Raw genomic sequence first — 20110 nt, forward strand, 5'->3', positions numbered from 1 at the left:
TTAATTTGCTGCTAACGACCTGTTTATTAGTTAATTGAGTCAACTAAGAGTTTTTTCAAAACATTAACAAACAAAATTGAGATTTATAGGCAACTATTCATTATTTATAAATTTTGAACTTTTAAAAAAATTAATTAGTAATCATTACATTTAATTTTCTTTTATTTATAGGTAACTACAGATATAATTAAACCAAATATCGTTAATAATTAAATGAACCTTTTTGTTAAAAAATCAACCAAAATTAAATCTCTCTTTTTTACTTTATTTTTACTTTCACTCATGGGATATGCTCAAGTAAAACATAATAAAGAAGATTCAATATCTGAATTAGATTATAAGTCTTTAGGAAAGTATATAAATCTCAATATGCAAAATGAAGAATTATCAAATATATATGCAAAAGCATACTTAAATAAGGCAAAAAAGGAACTAGACACGCTCAGAATTATAAAAGCATTGCACTGGTATCATTTAATCAACATAAAGACATGTGGGTTCGATTATGTAGACACCATCATAAACTTATCGAAGGGCAAAGGATATCAAAATTATCCCCTTATAGCTTATTCATATAAGGGTCACGTACTGTATAAAAAAAGAAATTTCATTGCTTCATTAGATAATTATTTAGAGGTCCAAAAATTGAACACTTTGAATGATGACAGAATCTCACTTAAAGTAGATTTTAAAATAGCTTTAATTAAAAACAGATTAGGTCAACATGCCGAGGCTATAAGGATCTTTAAGAAATCTTACACCCATTACACTTTACAACATAATTATGTAAACACACAAATAGCTCTATTTGGAATAGGAGATTCATTTAGACTGATGAAAGAGATGGATTCCTCGATGTACTATAATAGCTTAGGTATGCAAAAAGCAACACTTATAGATGATGAAGAAAACATTTCTTATTTCTCTTTAAATATGGGAGCAACTCTTTCTGATAAAAGAAAATTAGATAGAAGTAATAAACTTCTTCTTCTTTCGCTACCAAAAATTAAAGAATTTAAAGACAAACCAAATATTGCCATGTGCCATTTTTTTTTGGGTAGAAATTATTACAATCTAAATAAAACAGCACTTGCCTTGTTTCATTTAAAGAAAATGGATTCAATATTTTTAGAAATCAATGATTTACATCCCGAGTTAAGACAAGGTTATGAAATTTTAATAAAACATTATGCTGACAAGAAAGAATTAAAAAATCAGTTATTATATGTAAATAGAGTTTTAAAATTAGATAGTATTTTATTAAAAAATTATAAATATTTATCCCATAAAATCTCAAAAGAGTATGACCACCCCAAAATTCTAAACGAAAAAGAAAAACTGATTGAACAAATAAAAATTAAAAAAAATAATTACGGAAATCTTTTAGTTCTAATAACGACCTCCACTATAATCTTACTGATTTTTATTTTTAGAATGAAGTTGCAACACAAAAAAGATAAGGAAAAAGTGGCTCGTTTGTTAAATAGTATAGAAAAACAACAAATAAATCCCTCTAAAAATATAATTAATAAAAATGATTATAATAGCGACGAAAATATTGGCATAAATGACGAGGTCATTAAGGAAATACTTTCAAAATTGGAATTATTCGAAAGAAATTTAGAATTTATAAACTTTGATCTATCTGCTGTATCTTTAGCTAAAGAATTAGAAACAAATTCAACTTATTTATCCAAAATAATTAATCACTATAAAAAACAAACTTTTAGCACTTACGTCAATTCTTTAAGAATTGACTATGCGATTGAACGATTGAAAAATGATATTCAATTTAGGAACTTTACAATAAAAGCCATTGGTAATGAATCTGGTTTTAAATCAACGGAATCATTTACAAGTGCATTTCACAAAAAGACTGGTCTAAGAATAAAGTATTTTTTAAAAGAATTAAATAAAAGTTAAACAAAATTTATAAATTTTGATATTATTTAGCGTAATAAAATAGCATTTTTATATATAAATTTTAATATTTGAGCATCAATTAATCAATTTAAACCAAGATGAAAACCAAAAAAAAAGAACGTATTTTACATTTCTCAAAAAAAACAATCATCGAATTGAACAATGAAAAACTTATTAAGATATTTGGAGGCGTTGGAGGTGAAAATGGAGATGGAAATGGTGATACTCGACCAACTGAAGAAAGTGGTATTGCCAATTCAGGACTATTATGCAAGCCAGATGACTAATATCAATAATTTAATTTAGACTAAAACAGACAAAATAATTAAAAATTATTATGTCTGTCATAAACATTTTACTTTATCACCAATGACAAATATATATTATTTCATTATAATACTGATTTTTTTCAACTGCTCATCTTCTAAAGAAAAAGTGCAGCATAAATTAATCCCAAAAATCTCAATCGTTTCAAATATTGTAAAACTAAATGATTCATTGAAAGAGACATGGGCTTATAAAGATATATTAATTGATTCTGTGCCAGGTTTGAGCATTTTAAAAGCGCATAACTTAACGTTGAGTCATGAAAAGGAAAAGGAGGTTTTTGTTGCCATACTAGACAGTGAAATAGATATTAATCACAAGGCTATTAATAATAACATTTGGATAAACTTAAAAGAGATTCCGAGATAATAATATTGATGATGACCAAAACGGCTATGTTGATGATATTAATGGTTGGAACTTTTTGGGTAACACTAATAAAGAGAACATTATTCAGGCAAATTTGGAATATGTTAGGATTGTAAGAAAATTCAAAAGTCTATATGAAAATAAAGAAATAGAAGATTTTTCTAATATCATTGGTAGAGAACAATTTACGACCTATTTAAATGCGAAAAAAGCACTAGACAAAAAGGCTAAAAAAGCAAAAGAAAATTATGACTATGCATATAAAGTTTATCAACAATATCAAGAAGCTAAGAGTAGCTTAAAAAAATATTTCCCAAACTATAAATATTCTGAAATTAAACTTAATAATATTAAGATAACTAATCCTGAGCTAACTAGCGATGTTGAGTTTATGAAACAATTTCTAAAATATGGAGAATCAGACCAAAGTTTAACAAAGCAAATGAAAGAATTTGATGATTTACTTTTCAAAAGAGTAAATATAGACTTTAATGAAAGAACCATTCTAAATGAAGATACGGATAGACTTAGCGACATAGGTTATGGTAATAATATACTTAATAATAATCTCAATGAATATTCGCATGGGACTAAAATTGCTGGACTAATAATTGGGGATAATATCAAAATCATGCCTTTGTGCGTTTCACCTTATGGTAATGAACATGATAAGGATATAGCCATTGCCATTCGTTATGCTGTAGATAATGGTGCTAAAGTAATAAATATGAGTTTTAGTAAAAATTTCTCATTATTTAAAGAATGGGTCCTTGACGCTATAAAGTATGCAGACAACAAAAATGTGTTAATCGTAACATCTGCCGGTAATGATGGGCTAAATATTAATAACAGGGACAATTACCCTGACGACGCCAATGGCTCCGGAATTGAAGTTTCTAACAATTTTTTAAAAATAGGGGCGACTACATATTTTGTTAATAGCGATTTAATTGACAAATATTCTAATTATGGCAATTCAAAAGTTGATGTATTTGCACCTGGAGTGGATATTTACACCGCTATTCCAAACAATAAATATGCCTATTTCAGTGGCACTTCTTTAGCCGCCGCATTAACCTCTAAAGTAGCAGCACTAATTTTCTCCTATTACCCAAACCTTAGTGCCTCACAAGTGAAACACATTATTATGGACTCCGGTGTAGAATACACCTTTCCTGTAAAAACACCAACGAAGGAAGACAAAGACAAAATGACCCCTTTTAATGAACTTTCTAAGTCTCGGTAAAATAGTGAATGCTTATAATGCCTTGATCATGGCAGAGCGTGTTTCTAAAGCTAATAAGAATAAGTAAAATTAGACCACCTAAATTTTAGCATCTCGGGTTTTAATGTTTCCTTTATAGGGTGTTTTTCATCTTTTTGATTATAATTGTGATCACCATGATTACTTCTACTAACTATCCATCCTTTAATGCATAAATCCCTCTTTTTATTATTTATAACTTTTTGCCTTTTGCAATGCAAAACCACAGAGAACTATAGACCTCTGTCTAAAACAGTGGATAAAGAACTATCCATTGAGGATCCTTTAATAGATAAATCAAGCTGGCAGAATAAAGATATTATAGACGACAGCATTCCTGGAATTAGCTTGGATAAAGCCTATAACACGATATTAAAAAACAAAAAAAACAAGACTATTGTTGTTGCTGTTTTAGACAGCCCTATAGACCTCTGTAATAGAGACATTGCTAATAATGTATGGATAAACACTAAAGAGATTCCTAACAATGCTATTGATGATGATGATAATGGTTATCCCGATGATATTTATGGCTGGAATTTCTTAGGAGATATAACTCACGCCAATTATGATTATGTAAGAATTGTAAAACGCTACCAATCTATTTTTGAAAACAAAACCGAAAGGGATATAAAACCTAAAGACTTAGATGTTTTTAATAATTACTTAAAAGCAAAATCAAAATATGATAAAGAAAATGATTTAGGTAGAAGAAAATCTCTTTATGCTATAAATATAATGAAGAAAGATAATGAAGCAAAAAAAGCTTTAAGCCCTTTCGTTAAAAATAACATATACACTATTGAGAAACTAAATGAGCTTGATACTATTGGTAATGGACTACATAAACATGTAGAACAAGTAAAGTCACTTTTAAAGTATGAGCTAACAGACCAACAACTTAAGCAGGAGTTTGAGAAAATTCAAGTAGATTATAACAAACGTTTAAATCTTAATTTTAATGAGCGTACAATAAACGGGGATACTCCGGATAATATTAATGATATACATTATAGAAATAATACGGTTTCTTCAAATTTAGACCTTTACACCCATGGAACCGGAGTGAGCGGAGTGATTGTTGAAAAGCATAACGATACTATTTTAACAAACAATATTAAAATAATGCCAGTATGCATATCTCCTTTTGGTGATGAACATGATAAAGATATCGCTTTGGGTATAAGATATGCTGTTGATAATGGCGCAAAGGTTATTAATATGAGTTTTGGAAAGGAATTCTCATTGTATCCTAAATGGGTTCATGATGCTTTAATATATGCTGAGGAACACAATGTACTTATTGTGTCTTCTTGCGGTAATGGGTGGTTAAATTTAAATGAAGTTAATGACTATTATCCCAATGACAATATTAATAATGGTAAAGAAGTTTGTGACAATTTTTTATTGGTTGGTGCATCAAGCCATTTAGCGAATGAGAATTTGAAAGTATCTTATTCCAATTATGGTACTATTGATGTTGATGTTTTTGCTCCTGGAGGCAAAATTTACACAACATATCCCAATAATGAAATAAAAATAGACAGTGGCACTTCTTTAGCCGCCGCATTAACCTCTAAAGTAGCAGCACTAATTTTCTCCTATTACCCAAACCTTAGTGCCTCACAAGTGAAACACATTATTATGGACTCGGTGTAGAATACACCTTTCCTGTAAAAACACCAACGAAGGAAGACAAAGACAAAATGACCCCTTTTAATGAACTTTCTAAGTCCGGCAGAATCGTGAATGCTTATAATGCCTTGATCATGGCAGAGCGTGTTTCTAAAGCTAATAAGAATAAGTAAAATTAGACCACCTAAATTTTAGCATCTCGGGTTTTAATGTTTCCTTTATAAGGTGTTTTTCATCTTTTTGATTATAATTGTGATCACCATGATTACTTCTACTAACTATCCCTTCTTAAATGCATAAATCCCTCTTTTTATTCTTTCTGATTTGATTCTTAATTTATAACTTATATTTGATAAGGCTAACTTAAGATACACAAAACGATATCATGAACATGATGTTTATTATACCGCTATTGTAGATAATTTAAAATCACATGAAACTAAAACACTTAACACTAATCATCGCAAGTTTTCTAAACTTAGCTCTTGTACAAGGTGACCTAGAAACCAAGAAGCTTTTGGACAATCAATTGACAATGCTTATTCCAAGCGACTATGTCCATGTTTCTAAAGAAGAATATGTTCCGGAGTATCAAGGTGCACCCGCTCCTGACGAGTACTACGGTAGTTCAGATAAATCATTTGAAATCACAATTATGAAGATGCCAGAGCGAACCGAAAATTTAGACTGGTGCAAAGCCTTTAGTCAGTCGGCATTTTTAGCAAGAGCAAGTGCAACTCACTACAATAACGCTATAACAGTAAATGAAATCCCAATGCACCTGACCGAATTTGAAGGTGTTTTAATGGAAAAGCAACGTATTCGAAAATGTTCTTCTTGAATCTTGATGCATCAACAATAATTGGAAACATCAGTTTTGATCTTGAACAAAAAGAGAAATGGCTTCCTCAAGCTAATAAAATGCTCAATTCAATTAAGAAAAATTAAAAAACCATCTACAACAACGGCTAAGCAAACATGATTTTAGAACGTTCGAATAGAATATTTATCTTTCAAACCAAATTCATCTTGGCAATGAAATGAGAGGTTTGAAAGCCGCACGTTTTTTAGCCCCAACCATTACCACCAATTATGAAGCGCACTTTCTGTATTACATTTTTAATACTGTTTTTCACTAATTCTGTTATTTCACAAACAGAAGCTATAAAAGCGTTGGTAGAAAAAACGAATGAACTGAATCTTGATATGTGGGATTTAACAACATATGCAGAGGAACATATCAAAGATAAAGAAGAATTAGCTAAATTTTTTTACTATTGGATAGGTTCAAATATTCAATATGACCACAAATCGCTAAAAGAAAAAAATGATGGAATAATTACTTTAGAAGACTATAATAAGCGTCAAGACGAATTTGAAGTTTATAAAAATAGAAAAGGCGTCTGTGCTGGCTATGCCAAATTATATCAATGGTTTTTAGATTGGGTTGATATTGAGACAGTAGTGATACCTGGACATATTCGAGACGCAAGAAATCATTATGTGGAATTATCTGAAAAAGACTTCAGTCACGCTTGGAATGCTATTAAATTAAATAACAAATGGCTATTAGTTGACACGACTTGGGGAACATCAAATGAGGAATCACAATCTGAATTTTATTTTGACATTAAACCTGAATATTTGATTATTACTCATTATCCCGAGGATAGTAAATGGCAACTTTTAAAAGAACCTCTAACTCTTTCGGAATTCAATAACTCTCAATTTATTAAACCCATTTGGTTTATGATTGGTTTTACAGAAGTCCCAAAATTAATGGCTGACCCGCATTTTTATTATTTCACATTTCAAGACCTCCCGAATAATAAATGGTCTGTGGGTTTAATAATGAGTACTGACAATTTGAATTTTGAACCAATAAACGACATGGAAGTAATAGACCAAGATGGAAGAACTTATTTCCGATTTAGAAAAGCTCAAGTTCCTAAAACAGCGTATTTCAAAGTTAAAATGGTGAAATTTGAAAAAGATGGAGATCAGTATTTTAAAACTGAACACGATGATGTTATTAACTTTAAAATATAAATAACAGGTGGCAACACCCTGTATCATTAATTGCTTTGACAAGTGCTTATTTGTAAAATTTCTTCGGAATTTTCTCTGGTACGTTTAAGTTTACTAAATTGGTTGCTTGACACCCAACTACCTATCCACGAAATAGGCTATTTTAATAATGGAAAACCTGAAGGAAAGTTTATAACATATGATACAAATGGTTTTTATGTATGATAAATGATATGATTTTTTTACCTTAGCCTAAACAACTGAAAGCATGTACTTATGCTGATCAACAAATAAACTGGAAGAATAAATAACACCTATCACTTGATGAAATTAAATCATTCCCGGATACAATCTCCTTAGTTGACTTGAAAAACAAGAATTTAAGAATTAGTTATAAAAATCAAGCTCCTACTAAAGAGCATAAAACACATCATTGGTACAGTGTGAATCTTTACCCCTTTAAAAACCAAATCAATATTGGTGAATCTATAGCTGGTGGTCATGGCGAACGCGGTGGTTCTGTAACTCTTTCTATTCTTGAATTATTAGATTATGAAGGTTGGGAAAACCATTTTCGATTGTCCGGATGCGAGTGGGCTATCCAAATCATAAAATCTAACAAGGATGATGAGGAAAAACTCACTGATGAATTGATTAAAGGTGTTTGTGAAAGAAGTGAATTTAATAAAAAATAAAAAGCAGATAGCACGGTACGAAAAACCTAGGGCATTCGTGCTCAACCGAAAGGTCTGTGAATATTAACCACGTGCGCTAAATATAAAATTTGGTTTTTATAACAAAAAGATAAGCAAAATATTTATATTTAGCCAAGTAATAAACCTAAACGATAGTGCTCATCACCTGACCTACGATTTCTTATACTTAACGAACATTTACCCGCAGCTATATTTGAATAATATCATCTAGAATAAAACCAAAGTAATTATGAAAAAAATATTGTCCTTATTTACTATTGTTATACTAATTTATAGTTGTGGATGTGATGATGAAATAGTTTACTCAAATAAATTGACTGAATTTGAGAAAAGTTTAATTCCATACACCGCTTTTGATAATTCATATTTTTTGGATGAAAATGGAAATTCAATTAGAGCAAGTTTTGACCCAAGAAAATTTGAAATTTACACTGACAGACCTGGTCCTGAAAGCTGTCAACTACAAGAATATGAAAACTTAAACGGAGCGGTTAGATTTATTTCAAAAGACCTTGAATTAACACTAGAATTAAATACTCTTTACGAAAGACGACAATTTAAAATCAATGAATATTATTATGGAAATGATAATTTAGGCATCAACTTCTTTCAAAATTGTGAAAATGGACTTGAAAACAATCCTTTTGATAATAGACTTGAAAATATTACTCTATTGAACTTCGAATTTACTGATGTAATTATATTAGAAGATTGTTCTCGGAGAATCACAAATTGATAAAATTATTATCTCCCCCAATAAAGGCATTGAGTTTATTCTATATAGCGATGAATCCTTCTTAAAATTGATGGAATAAAGAATAAAACGTTGCACATTAACCTCTAAAGTAGCCGCTTTAATTTTCTCCTATTACCCAAACCTTACTGCCTGACAAGTGAAACACATTATTATGGACTACGGTGTAGAATATACCTTTACTGTAAAAACACCAACGAAAGAGGACAAAGACAAAATGCCCCCTTTTAATGCACTCTCGAAATCGGGTAAGATTGTTAATGCTTATAATGCCTTACTTATGGCAGAACGCGTTTCTAAAAGTAACAAGAAATAGAAGGATTAAGCCACTGCTATAGAAAAAAGCGAATAAGGGATAAATAATGACGTGACCATTGATCTGCAGTCATACTTACTCGTCCTACCTATTTATGTAACCGGACCATGGTTTATAATTAGCATTTTTAAACTATGTATTACATTTCTTACCTTGCTAACATAAAAGCTATATTCATTATATCTTAAATTAGTGGTATAATGAACATAATATTCATTATACCATAATTAGCAATAATAAGAAAACAAAAAATGCGTACATAAGAATGTAACAAAATGTTAAATAAATGAAGAAAGAAAAATTAAAAGGTTATTTATTAATCGTAGGAATTGCTTCAATAATCCTATTCCCCATTGTTTATATAATTTCTTCGAAAATACAATCTGAAGAGTTAAATAAAATCGGTATCAAATCTACTGCTATTGTTCAAAAAGTTGAACGAACTAGAAATGTTAGGACAAGGACATTTTCTTATTTCATAACTCTTAGCTATCAAGACGATAATAAAAAAGAATATTCAGAAACATTATCTATAGATTTTTCAGAATATCAAAAAAGGTCAAAAGGTCAAGAAATTGAAATTTTGTATGATAAAGAGAATCCAAAAAATATTGAAATTCTTGATTATAGAAAATTTAAAAATACAGAAGAACGAATTTTACATTATGACGATTTAATTATTTTTCAAAAAAATAAAAACCCTGAATTTATTCTTGACAAATTAAATCAAATTTCTTACGGTTGGGAAATAAAAGGAAATGATTCTACTTTTTTTATAAATAAATCAAGAAAAAGCTATTTAATCAATAAAAAAGATACAATACGATTTTTCACTACTGTAGCAAACTACACTGATGTTGAAAATCAGACTAAAAGAAAAGGTCTTTCTGAATATGAAAAAATTGAGGTTGGTTATGCAAACAATCCTTTTTCTAATTTCACCGTTATTAAAAAAGATTTTTCAATGAAAGTTTATTCTAAAAAAAAGCAAGAAGGAGAATTTACATTAAGGAGATATGAGCAATTTGATTCGAAAAGAAAAATGTGGAATGTAATGTCCTGCACGAGATAACACTATTGCTAACACCGTATATAATTTATTGCTAGTTCTAGCCTACTTACGAAAATCCTCTCTTTTTATTCTTTCTGATTTATATCCTTTAATTTAGGGATTTTATTAAAATACTAACTTAAGCCGTGCATAATTAATGGCTTGGTCACTGCCGCCTTACGAACATTCCTGCGGAATATTCTATCTGTGATTTATTTGCTAAATTAGTTGCTTAATCACGCCACTAATCTTATACAAACACGTTATTAAAAAGAATATAAATACTCTGACTCCAATTAGTTACATTTGTTACACTTTAATTTTAATTAATATGAAAAATATTTACTTAAGTTTTCTCCTTGTTGGAATGGTAGCTAGTGCTCAAGCACAGATGACGACCAAGCCTGGATTCGGAGTAATAAGTCAAGAATCTATTAAACCAACTAACACACAGCATGCTGCTTCAAAGGCTTTAGGTGTTCTTATTTGGTCTGATAATTTTGATAGTGGTTCTAACTGGACGATTGATAATGACGGTCAAGCAGGTGGTGCTTATGGATGGACAATCGATGGTGTTGTTGATGGTTGGTATATGACCAATGGCATATCATCAGGATCAGGGCCAGGATTTGCAGAACTTTCTAACGGAGACGCACAACAAGGAACACAAGAGTTAGGCGTTACTTACACGATGACAAGCATCACATTAGATATCCCTAACCTTCCAGCGAACATATTTAATACGGATCAAGTTACCTTACAGTACCAAGAGACCGGCGCTCTTTCCAACGATGAGCAATTGGCCCAAATATCTACTGATGGTGGATTTTTTTGGCAAACAATTCGCGATAATCGTGATCATTATAGTGTTACCTCGCAAGGTAGTCCTGGTAATGATTATCCAAACCCAGCAAACATTTCGATCAACCTAGCGCCCTATATCACAGGTAATGCAACTTCGCTTCAAATTCGGTTTTCTTGGACAACTGCATTTCCTCAATTTCCAACAAACCCAAACTATTGGGGTACTTATGGGTGGTATATTGACGACGTTCGTATTTTCACCAACCCGGACAATGACATCGAAGCTGTGGATCCTTACTGGGGAACTTCCTCATTGTATTATACACAAATCCCTGCAACGCAAATTGCACCAATTGACTTTACATCACGTGCATATAACGGAGGTTTGAACACGCAAAACAATGTAACGTTAAACGTTGATATCAATAACGGTGCATGGACTGGAACTTCACAATCTACTACAATTCCTGTTGGAGTTACTTACAGTTTGGCAGTTTCTACGCAATATACACCAGCAGCTATTCCTGGAAATCACGCTTTCACTTGGGAAATTACACAAGATGAAGTTGATGATATCCCTGCAAACAACATTATCGCTGGTGATGATTTTGACATTTCAGAATACATCTACGCTATGGATGAAGACGTGGTTGATGGTTATTCAGGAAATGCAGGTTTCGGATGGGAAAAAGGAAATTTCTACGATATCCGGACTGATCAAGACGTTTATTCTATTGACGTGAAAGTTCATAGTTCTTCTGAAGTAGGTTCAACAGTTTACGGAAAGATTTACTCTTGGGATGAAACGAATACCTCTATTTTTGCAGATGCACTTACTTATGTGCAGCGAACTGAATCCCATGAGATCACACAACAAGACCTTGACCAAGGGTTGATTTCTTTGCCTTTACTAGCACCTACATCTTTGTTCGCTGCAACTAAAAAATACTTTGTAGTAGCTGCAACTGATGGTGACGGTGGAGCAACTGTTGATGTTCAAATTGCAACTTCAGGAAGTTCTCCAACTGGGTTCTCTTACTTCTATGCGGCTAATGAAGATACATGGTACGCACAACAATCAACTCCTATTGTTCGTTTAAACTTTGATGGAAGTACTTTGGGATTGAACGAAGCAACTAACGCTAATGTTTCTGCTTTAAATATCTTCCCTAACCCAGCAACTAATGAAGTAAATGTTAGCTTCATTGTAAACGATGCTTCTGACGTTCGCGTTGAAGTATTGGACATGAATGGTAAGGTAATAGAAACAATTACTGAAGCATCTCAAGTTTCCGGATTGCAAAAAAACACAATTAGTACGACTGCTTATGCTACCGGAATATACTTAATAACTATCGAAACACAGGAAGGATTAGTACAACGCAAGTTTGTAAAGAATTAATCCTCTTTTAAATATCTTTGTAGGCTTCCCTTAATTAGAACTGCTTAGTTTTCCAAAATTACATTTTTTATTTTGTTTTTACTTTCTATGTTTTTAGCTCTAAAGGAATTAAGCATAGCATATTTTACTGGAGGTATTTTTCCTAAACTATCGTGTGGTCGTTTATGATTGTAATCATCCATCCATATCTGAGTTTGCTCTCTTACTTGATTCAGGTCTTCAAAAATATATTTATTTAGAACACCACGTCTATAAGAACCATTAAAACGCTCAATAAAAGCATTTTGAGTTGGTTTCCCTGGCTGAATATACTTAAAGTCTATATCGTGCATCATACTCCAATCATTGGTAATACGTGCTATAAACTCGGACCATTATCCATTCGTATTCTTTGAGGCTTCCCTTTTTTGTTGATTAAATGGTTGAGTACCCAAACAATTCGATTACTTGTTAATGAATAATCAACTTCAATATGTAAGGCTTCTCTATTAAAATCATCAATGATATTAAATGCTCTAAAACGTCTTTTGTTCTCTAGGACGTCTGTTACAAAATCCATACTCCAAGTATGATTTAGCTCACGTGGAACCTCTAAAGGCTCTTTAATTCTCGCAGGTAAACGTTTCTTTACTTTTCTTCTCAAAGGAAGGCCTAATGCTACATAAACACGATGTACGCGCTTGTGATTCCAAGGTTTACCTTCTTCTCGTAAACGGTCATAAGCCTTCCGAAACCTTCTTCTGAATGCTCCTTTGCTTTTTGTTGTAGCGCTTGCTCAATAACTGTATCATCTTTTAGCAATGGCTTATAGTAGTAAACACTCTTACTCATATTAAGAACACGGCACGCCCTACTGATGCCGTAATGAATAAGCTCTTGAATATAAAACAATAAATTATTCTAGAATAATAGATTCGAACAATAGATTAGTAGAAATTTCAATTTCACGGTTCAACAATAGCGACCCTTCCAGCATACCCAAGTAGTACCACTTTTAGTGATAAAAAAGGAGTGTTCACATATTAATATTAAAAACACGATACACAACAAAGACTGTAATTAATACAGGATTTAGGGTTTATCTGAAAGTCCAAAGCTTTTAAATTAAATACGCCAAAGCTTTTTGTTTTCGCTTTACAATAAAAAAAGATAAAATAAAAAGTTTTGGCTAAGTGCTTAATCTGAAATGTATTTTAAGGCTTCTTTGATGAAATATACTTTAGAAATAAACAACAATTAATAAGGTTAAAACTAATTTTGTGTTAACGCTACACTTTAACTGGTGTAAACCATATCCCTTAATAAACACTTAATTTAAAACCAAGCCCACCCCTATTTTCTCTAATAAATACGGGTTATGTTCAATTACCAAAACAGCATTATCAGTGCTGAGTTTCTCTAAAATACCATAAAGCAAATCAATATCGGCATAATGCAAGCCCGTACTAGGTTCGTCTAATACTAAGAGTTGGTTTTTTGGGGCATCTTGCAGCCAATTCAAGAGCAAGACGCGTTGTCTTTCTCCGAGAAGAAAGCGACTGTACCGTTTGCTCTAAACTTAAATGCCCCAAGCCAATGTCTTCTAGAGCTTCAATACGTTCTAAGCAGCCTGCAAACGCTTTAAAAATGGTAAACCAAACTTTCAATTCTGCAAGCGTCATGGCTAAAACCTCAGCAATTGATTTCGATTGTACTTCATGTACTAAAATATCGGGTTGATAGCGTTGCCCATGACAGACGTCACAGGTTTCAATAGTATTGGCAGTGAGGTCCAAGTGGGTCTCAACAACGCCCGTGCCATTACAGTTTGGGCATTGACTTTCTTTGGTTTTATAAGAAAAGTCCTTTGGTTTTAAGTGAGATTCACTGGCAAATATCTTACAAATGTGTTTCAGTAAATCCAAATACGACACCACTAAAGTGTTGGCATGTGTCCTTAGTTTTTTGGGTTCAAAATAATGAGCTCCTACAATACTTTTGGGCCAATCGATTGCAGCACAATTTACAGATTGCCCTAAATTGATACTAGGAATGATAATGTCTTTCACCAAAGTGGTTTTCCCAATACCCGATTTTCCTGTTAGAGCCGTTATGCCACCAATAGGCACCGCGAGCAGCTCTTTCTCTAGTGTGTGTTTGGCAAGTTGTCGTATGGTAATATGCGTTTTACCAGCTTTTAGGGGTGCCGCTTGGCTAGACGCTTTTAAAAACGGATGGCAATCGTCTTCTTTAAGGAAGGCTTCTACACGGCCTTGATAGCTAATATAACCACCCAAGGCTCCCGCTTTCGGGCCCATTTGAACGAGGTAATCTGCCGCTAGTATGATGGATTTATCGTGTTCAATCACAATCACGGTATTTCCTTTAGCGATCAACTCTCTCAAAATGCGAATCAAGTCTCGGAATATTCTCTTGCGACAAGCCTGCTGAAGGTTCATCCAACAAATAGGTTATACCCTTTAGCGGACTCTTCAGCTGCTTGATCAAGGCCACGCGTTGGTTCTCTCCACCGGAAAGCGTAGTTGATTTCCGATTGAGTTGTAGATGATCAATATGTAAATCCTTAGCTCTAGCAATGGTATTGTATAGGTGCGGCTCCATTTTAAACAGCAGTTTTTTATCTACACCTTTGTCGCGGTTGGCACTTTGAGCAAGCCACTCGCCTAGAGCTCTAAAATTCATAGATTTAATGGCTTGAATAGATTGCCCCCCAATGCGAAACCGCAATCGCTCCGGCTTTAACCCGCTACCCTCACAATGACTACATGCCTGATGAGAAAAGAGTGCCGTGAGTGCACTAATGTTTTTGTTTTTTCGGGTGTTATAGTATTCATCTTGCAGGTACTGAAAAAGTCCTTTCCATGGCCTGCGTAACGCTTGTGTCCCTGCTCTGGTTTTGGTTTGGTACACCCAATTAGCTTCCCAAATGTGGTCTCCTGTGCCATGGAGTAAAACCACTTTTTGAGTGGCCGTGAGTCTATTAAAAGGGGTTTCTAAGGAAAACCCATGCGCATCGCTCACTGCTTTTAAAATAGCCATGTGCTGGCCTGCAGGGTCGCCATAATAGCCAATGACTTTGTTATGAGCAAAGACACCTCTTGAAATACTTTTATCCGGATCTAAAACCAACTTGTTGAGATCCGGAAGTAGCTCTTGGCCTAACCCATCACATACGGCACATTTTCCTAGGTCGTGGTTGTTTGAAAAATGGCTAGCCGACAGTTGTTCTCCCTCATATTGTGCCTTTCGCGAGAAAGCAAAACGCAAAATCTTATCCACCCCCGTTTGCTTCGCAATATCTGAGCGCTGCGATTCGTTTTTTTGTTTCCGTGTGATGCAAATGCTAGGTGTGAGCCCTTCAATAGCATCCACTTCAAATTGAAAATTTACACCAACTCGCGACTGCTGATAGGTGGAAAACTGTTTGGTCATCTCTTGTAACCCATAACCATGTAACGTGTCGATCACCAAAGATGATTTTCCTGAACCTGAAACCCCTGTCACTACTGATAATTGATGCTTGGGAAACTCTAGATCTAAATCTTTGAGCGTATGTGTTCGTGCCCCTCGAATAGAAATAAGGTCCCGTTGCTGTGGGGGTTCTTCTTTGAGAGGCATTGGTTCCACCTCCAGTGCATTATCTATCCAAATATCACATGCTTCTTGAAAAAGTGGGTGGTTTTCAAAGCAGAGTATGCCTGCGGCTTGTTGCTTCAATTGATGGAGCGCCTCTAACAACTGCCTCACATTTTGATGATGTAATCCAATGCTGGGCTCTTCCAACACTAAAAGGGTCTGTTTAGAATTCTTGGCGAAGTGTTTGGCGAGTTTAATCCGTTGGGCTTCGCCTCCCGATAAGGTGTTAGAGGGCTGCCCCAGTTTGAGATAGCCCAAACCCAATTGTATCATTAAATTAAGAATGGCGGTAATCTTTTTTTCTTCAGAAAAGAAATCATAAGCCGCTTCAATACTTAGGTTATAAATAGTAGCACTATTTTTATGGTTATAATGCACACGTAGCACCTCCGCCTTAAAACGTTTCCCGTTACATGTCGGGCACACTTGGTTAATAGCACCCATCACACTCATGGAGAGGGTGATAACACCAGCGCCTTCGCAAGTCTCACATCGGCCTTTTTTATTGTTAAATGAAAAAGCACTTTTACCAAGGTTTAAGACTTTCGCTTCGGTGTTTTCGCTAGTACATCACGAATTTTATCGGCTAAGCCAGTATAAGTGGCGGGGTTGCTTCGCGGGGTTTTCCCAATAGGTTGATCGGTTACGGTAATGAGGTTCAAATGCTTCATCTCGCAGTAACGCCTCATGCGTGCTAAAAACTGTGGGGTTTTCCGGCTCATTACCACCAGCTGATTCGCTTGTAGCTGAAAATGACTCGCCAAGCCGCTTTGAGTCTGTATCTGAGGTTTAGAAATCTTTTGGCCCTTGACCGTCTTGAGGGCCGATAACGTAGGACTCTTGAAATCTTTAGCCTTTAAAAAATCCTGAATGGCCCCATTAAAAACTACTTCTCCACCATGAATGCCTGCTTCTGGTCCTAATTCCACTATCCAATCTGCCGCTTGTATAAATTCTAAATCGTGTTCCACCACTATTACGGTATTGCCCCGCTTGATCACGCGATCTAAAATATGAAGCAAATGCCTTTGGTAATTACTAGATAAGCCAATAGAAGGCTCATCAAACACATATAAAATACCTTGCAAGTTACTGGTCACTTGATTGATGAGCTTTATGCGTTGCCCATCACCGGACGAAATAGCCATGCTAGGCGTGCTCAATTGATAATGTCCCATACCTAAACGAATGAAATCTAACAATGGGATGCGCATTTTATTGACCAATAGCTTTTCTCCAGCATTCAAATCCAGCTGGTTCAACGCATCGTACAAATCGCATAATGGCCGCGCCGTCCAAGCTTGAAAATTCGAACCTTTCCATTCGTAATTCAAGTGTTCTGCCTTGATGCGACCCCCCTTGCAGCTGGGACACACTTTAGAACTGGCAAATTTTAATATGTTGGGATTTCTATCCCGTCTTAAAATGTCTTGCATGATGGGAAGCATGCCTTTATAATAACCTTCTTCACGGGGTTTAGCTTTTATTCCTTGCCATCGTAATCGCGATTCCAAGCCGTGTTTTCCATAAAAGACTTTGAGGCGATCACTCCCATTTAAGACAACCTCTTTTTGTTGGGCAGAAAGGGTTTTCCATGGCATATCCACATGGAATCCGTGCGCTTTACATACTTTATTTAACTCCTCAACGGTAACCTGTGAATACACGATATAGCCATTAGGCAGCGTCGTGGTAATCGCACCTTCCCTTAAGGTTTTATTGGTGTCGCCTACCAATTTATTAATGTCAATGTACTCCGCTTTCCCAATCCCACGACATACCTCGCAAGCCCCTTTAGGATGATTGAAAGAAAATAAAGACTTGCTCATGATCTCCTGGTCCGAATAGCGAGCAAAAAGTATTCTGAATAGCGCTGCTAACCCTGAGAGCGTCCCAAAAGTTGCATGGATGGATTGAAAGCGCTTGGACTGCTCCACCTTAATAACCGGCGGTAACTCTTGAATATCATCAACCTCAGCAGTGGGAATCATTTCCCCGTTTTGTTGGGTATAGGCCGGTAAACTTTCAAGATAGTACCGATAGCCTTCATTGGCAATCACACCCATAGCCAAGGAGGATTTCCCTGAACGAGCACAATCCTGTAATCACGATTAATCGATCTTCAGGAATGATTAAATCAATGTTCTTAAGGTTATTTTGATGGGCATTGATTATTTTCATATTATGAAATACTTTTTGCTTTGCGCTTTAAAAACTCAAAGATATAAAGAATATAAGTGCTTAACTGAAGTGCTATTTTCTTTCTGAGAGTGGACCATTTTACTGTCTAATTACAAAAAAGAGTCAAGGACTTGGACTTGAAATGGAAGTTCTATATATTTATGGGTATAAATGAGTTGTAACCCTTATGAACAATCCCTTTCAAAAGAAAATGGTGTTAGTAAAAATACTGCGGACTGCTTTCAACGCATTAGCGGTAAATTTGATGGATTGCATTATTTTAGCGGAAGCTCCATTACACCTGCATAAATCAGATGCTCATAAAGACTATTGCTCTAAAAAACACAAAAAACTAAAATTATGAAAATTGATCTAACCCAATTGAAGACCGAATTAGAAACTTGCGCGGTGGCTTCTAATTTAACAGAATTACAAATTATTGACAAACTAAAAACCTATTACTTCAATAAAGAAGTCACCGAAAATCTTAAACTTTATAAAAAAAGAAAGAAAAAAGTAAGTGAAATAACTAAAGACTTAAAAATATCGCCTCGCAAATTTTATGCTATTTTAGAAAAGAAAAATGTACAACATACCAAATACAATAAGTCAGAAAACAAAACAACATAAAGGTGATTTTCGATATGGGTCCTACTGGTTCTTACAGCCTACTAATACGTAACAGGGATGAGCACCTATTCTTTGTGTGATTTTAAAGTAACCCATATAACACGAGTATCCATTAAAACCGCGACCGTGAAAGCCCTATTCCTTTAAAAAATCAATATTACGTTGCAAACCTGAAAACTTAGTCCGCTTTACGGCGCTTTTCTGAAATACTTTTTTAAAAACGTCTTCGGTAATCTCTTCCCAATCCTTTTTAGTCATGTCTAATAACTCCGGATGAGGGTTAAAGAGTGGTTCATTATGTGGTTTTGAAAATTTATTCCAAGGGCATACATCTTGGCAGACGTCGCAGCCAAAAATCCAATCGTCAAACTGCCCCTTCATAGTGTTTGGTAATTGGTCTTTTAATTCTATTGTGAAATAAGATATACATTTACTCCCGTCTACCACATAAGGCTCTACAATGGCTTGGGTTGGACAAGCATCAATACAAGCGGTACACGTGCCACAGTGGTCTGTGGTAATGCTATCATACTCCAAGTCTAAATCGATAATTAGTTCTGCAATAAAATAGAAAGACCCCACCTGTTGGGTGAGTAAATTGCTGTGTTTCCCTATCCAACCTAAACCCGATTTGGCAGCCCAAGCTTTGTCTAAAACAGGAGCCGAATCCACAAAGGCACGACCAGACACGGCGCCAATCTCCTCTTGTATAAAATGTGTGAGTGCTTTTAATTTCCCTTTAATGACGTGATGATAATCGTTACCATACGCGTATTTAGACACCTTGTAAGTGTTATCAACTTGAGAGTCTTTGGGGTAATAATTGAGTAATAATGAAATCACACTTTTAGAATCTTCTACCAGCTTTGTGGGATCCAGGCGTTTATCGAAATGGTTTTCCATGTACTGCATGTTGCCATTCATATTTTGATTTAACCACTTTTCAAGCCGTGGCGCCTCAGTTTCTAAAAATTCAGCTTTGCTAATACCACAAGATAAAAACCCTAAGCGTTTAGCTTCGTCTTTTATTATTTTTGTGTATTTAGACTTGTTTTCAATCATGACATGCGCTTT

Annotated in this window: 18 protein-coding genes and 1 pseudogene; 13 read left to right on the top strand and 6 right to left on the bottom strand. The window is 34.3% G+C overall.

Annotated elements, in window-relative coordinates:
- Positions 1 to 213: 213 nt before the first annotated feature.
- The 12 genes from N7U66_RS10005 (at position 214) to N7U66_RS10060 (ending at position 12589) form a co-directional block, all read left to right on the top strand.
- Positions 214 to 1923 carry a helix-turn-helix domain-containing protein gene (locus N7U66_RS10005; RefSeq protein ID WP_267678358.1) on the top strand — a complete coding sequence of 570 codons (1710 nt, stop codon included), beginning with the start codon at positions 214 to 216 and terminating at the stop codon, positions 1921 to 1923.
- Positions 1924 to 2021: 98 nt separating this feature from the next.
- The gene (locus N7U66_RS10010; protein ID WP_267678359.1) at positions 2022 to 2210 is read left to right on the top strand and encodes a hypothetical protein; all 189 of its coding nucleotides are present in this window, start codon (positions 2022 to 2024) and stop codon (positions 2208 to 2210) included.
- 148 nt (positions 2211 to 2358) lie between these two features.
- Complete coding sequence (locus N7U66_RS10015) at positions 2359 to 2619, top strand: hypothetical protein (protein WP_267678360.1); 261 nt, start codon at positions 2359 to 2361, stop codon at positions 2617 to 2619.
- A 55-nt stretch (positions 2620 to 2674) separates the two neighbouring features.
- A complete protein-coding gene (locus N7U66_RS10020; protein ID WP_267678361.1) occupies positions 2675 to 3865 on the top strand; it encodes a S8 family serine peptidase in 1191 nt (396 codons plus the stop codon).
- Between the two features lie 273 nt (positions 3866 to 4138).
- Positions 4139 to 5542 (top strand): S8 family serine peptidase, encoded by a 1404-nt coding sequence (locus N7U66_RS10025; protein WP_267678362.1) that lies wholly within the window; start codon positions 4139 to 4141, stop codon positions 5540 to 5542.
- 409 nt (positions 5543 to 5951) lie between these two features.
- Positions 5952 to 6359 carry a hypothetical protein gene (locus N7U66_RS10030; protein ID WP_267678363.1) on the top strand — a complete coding sequence of 136 codons (408 nt, stop codon included), beginning with the start codon at positions 5952 to 5954 and terminating at the stop codon, positions 6357 to 6359.
- A gap of 251 nt (positions 6360 to 6610) precedes the next feature.
- The gene (locus tag N7U66_RS10035; protein ID WP_267678364.1) at positions 6611 to 7567 is read left to right on the top strand and encodes a transglutaminase domain-containing protein; all 957 of its coding nucleotides are present in this window, start codon (positions 6611 to 6613) and stop codon (positions 7565 to 7567) included.
- A gap of 344 nt (positions 7568 to 7911) precedes the next feature.
- Positions 7912 to 8241 (top strand): hypothetical protein, encoded by a 330-nt coding sequence (locus tag N7U66_RS10040; RefSeq protein ID WP_267678365.1) that lies wholly within the window; start codon positions 7912 to 7914, stop codon positions 8239 to 8241.
- A 250-nt stretch (positions 8242 to 8491) separates the two neighbouring features.
- Complete coding sequence (locus N7U66_RS10045; RefSeq protein ID WP_267678366.1) at positions 8492 to 8998, top strand: hypothetical protein; 507 nt, start codon at positions 8492 to 8494, stop codon at positions 8996 to 8998.
- Positions 8999 to 9155: 157 nt separating this feature from the next.
- A complete protein-coding gene (locus N7U66_RS10050) occupies positions 9156 to 9332 on the top strand; it encodes a hypothetical protein (protein ID WP_267678367.1) in 177 nt (58 codons plus the stop codon).
- Between the two features lie 286 nt (positions 9333 to 9618).
- Complete coding sequence (locus tag N7U66_RS10055; protein ID WP_267678368.1) at positions 9619 to 10404, top strand: hypothetical protein; 786 nt, start codon at positions 9619 to 9621, stop codon at positions 10402 to 10404.
- A 310-nt stretch (positions 10405 to 10714) separates the two neighbouring features.
- Positions 10715 to 12589 carry a T9SS type A sorting domain-containing protein gene (locus tag N7U66_RS10060; protein ID WP_267678369.1) on the top strand — a complete coding sequence of 625 codons (1875 nt, stop codon included), beginning with the start codon at positions 10715 to 10717 and terminating at the stop codon, positions 12587 to 12589.
- Between the two features lie 44 nt (positions 12590 to 12633).
- Here the strand turns inward: N7U66_RS10060 and N7U66_RS10065 are convergent.
- From N7U66_RS10065 to N7U66_RS10085, 5 genes and pseudogenes are all read right to left on the bottom strand, one after another.
- Positions 12634 to 13468 (bottom strand): annotated as a pseudogene (locus tag N7U66_RS10065) (IS3 family transposase); the annotation flags it as partial.
- Between the two features lie 430 nt (positions 13469 to 13898).
- Complete coding sequence (locus N7U66_RS10070; RefSeq protein WP_313791510.1) at positions 13899 to 14096, bottom strand: AAA family ATPase; 198 nt, start codon at positions 14094 to 14096, stop codon at positions 13899 to 13901.
- Positions 14035 to 15027, bottom strand: a complete 993-nt coding sequence (locus N7U66_RS10075) for an excinuclease ABC subunit UvrA (RefSeq protein ID WP_267678612.1) — start codon at positions 15025 to 15027, stop codon at positions 14035 to 14037. The genes N7U66_RS10070 and N7U66_RS10075 overlap by 62 nt, the downstream gene beginning before the upstream one ends.
- Positions 14954 to 16669 (bottom strand): excinuclease ABC subunit UvrA, encoded by a 1716-nt coding sequence (locus tag N7U66_RS10080; RefSeq protein WP_267678371.1) that lies wholly within the window; start codon positions 16667 to 16669, stop codon positions 14954 to 14956. Before N7U66_RS10080 ends, N7U66_RS10075 begins: the two co-directional genes overlap by 74 nt.
- Positions 16670 to 16761: 92 nt before the next feature.
- Positions 16762 to 18291: an excinuclease ABC subunit UvrA gene (locus tag N7U66_RS10085; RefSeq protein WP_267678372.1), complete on the bottom strand. Its 1530-nt coding sequence runs from the start codon at positions 18289 to 18291 to the stop codon at positions 16762 to 16764.
- 475 nt (positions 18292 to 18766) lie between these two features.
- On the opposite strand from N7U66_RS10085, the gene N7U66_RS10090 reads away from it, so the two are divergent.
- Positions 18767 to 19036 (top strand): hypothetical protein, encoded by a 270-nt coding sequence (locus N7U66_RS10090; RefSeq protein WP_267678373.1) that lies wholly within the window; start codon positions 18767 to 18769, stop codon positions 19034 to 19036.
- A gap of 135 nt (positions 19037 to 19171) precedes the next feature.
- Here the strand turns inward: N7U66_RS10090 and queG are convergent, their stop codons facing one another.
- On the bottom strand, positions 19172 to 20098 hold the full coding sequence (queG, locus tag N7U66_RS10095) for a tRNA epoxyqueuosine(34) reductase QueG (protein ID WP_267678374.1): 927 nt from the start codon (positions 20096 to 20098) through the stop codon (positions 19172 to 19174).
- Between the last annotated feature and the right edge of the window lie 12 nt (positions 20099 to 20110).

Source organism: Lacinutrix neustonica (assembly GCF_026625145.1).
Lineage (GTDB): Bacteria > Bacteroidota > Bacteroidia > Flavobacteriales > Flavobacteriaceae > Lacinutrix > Lacinutrix neustonica.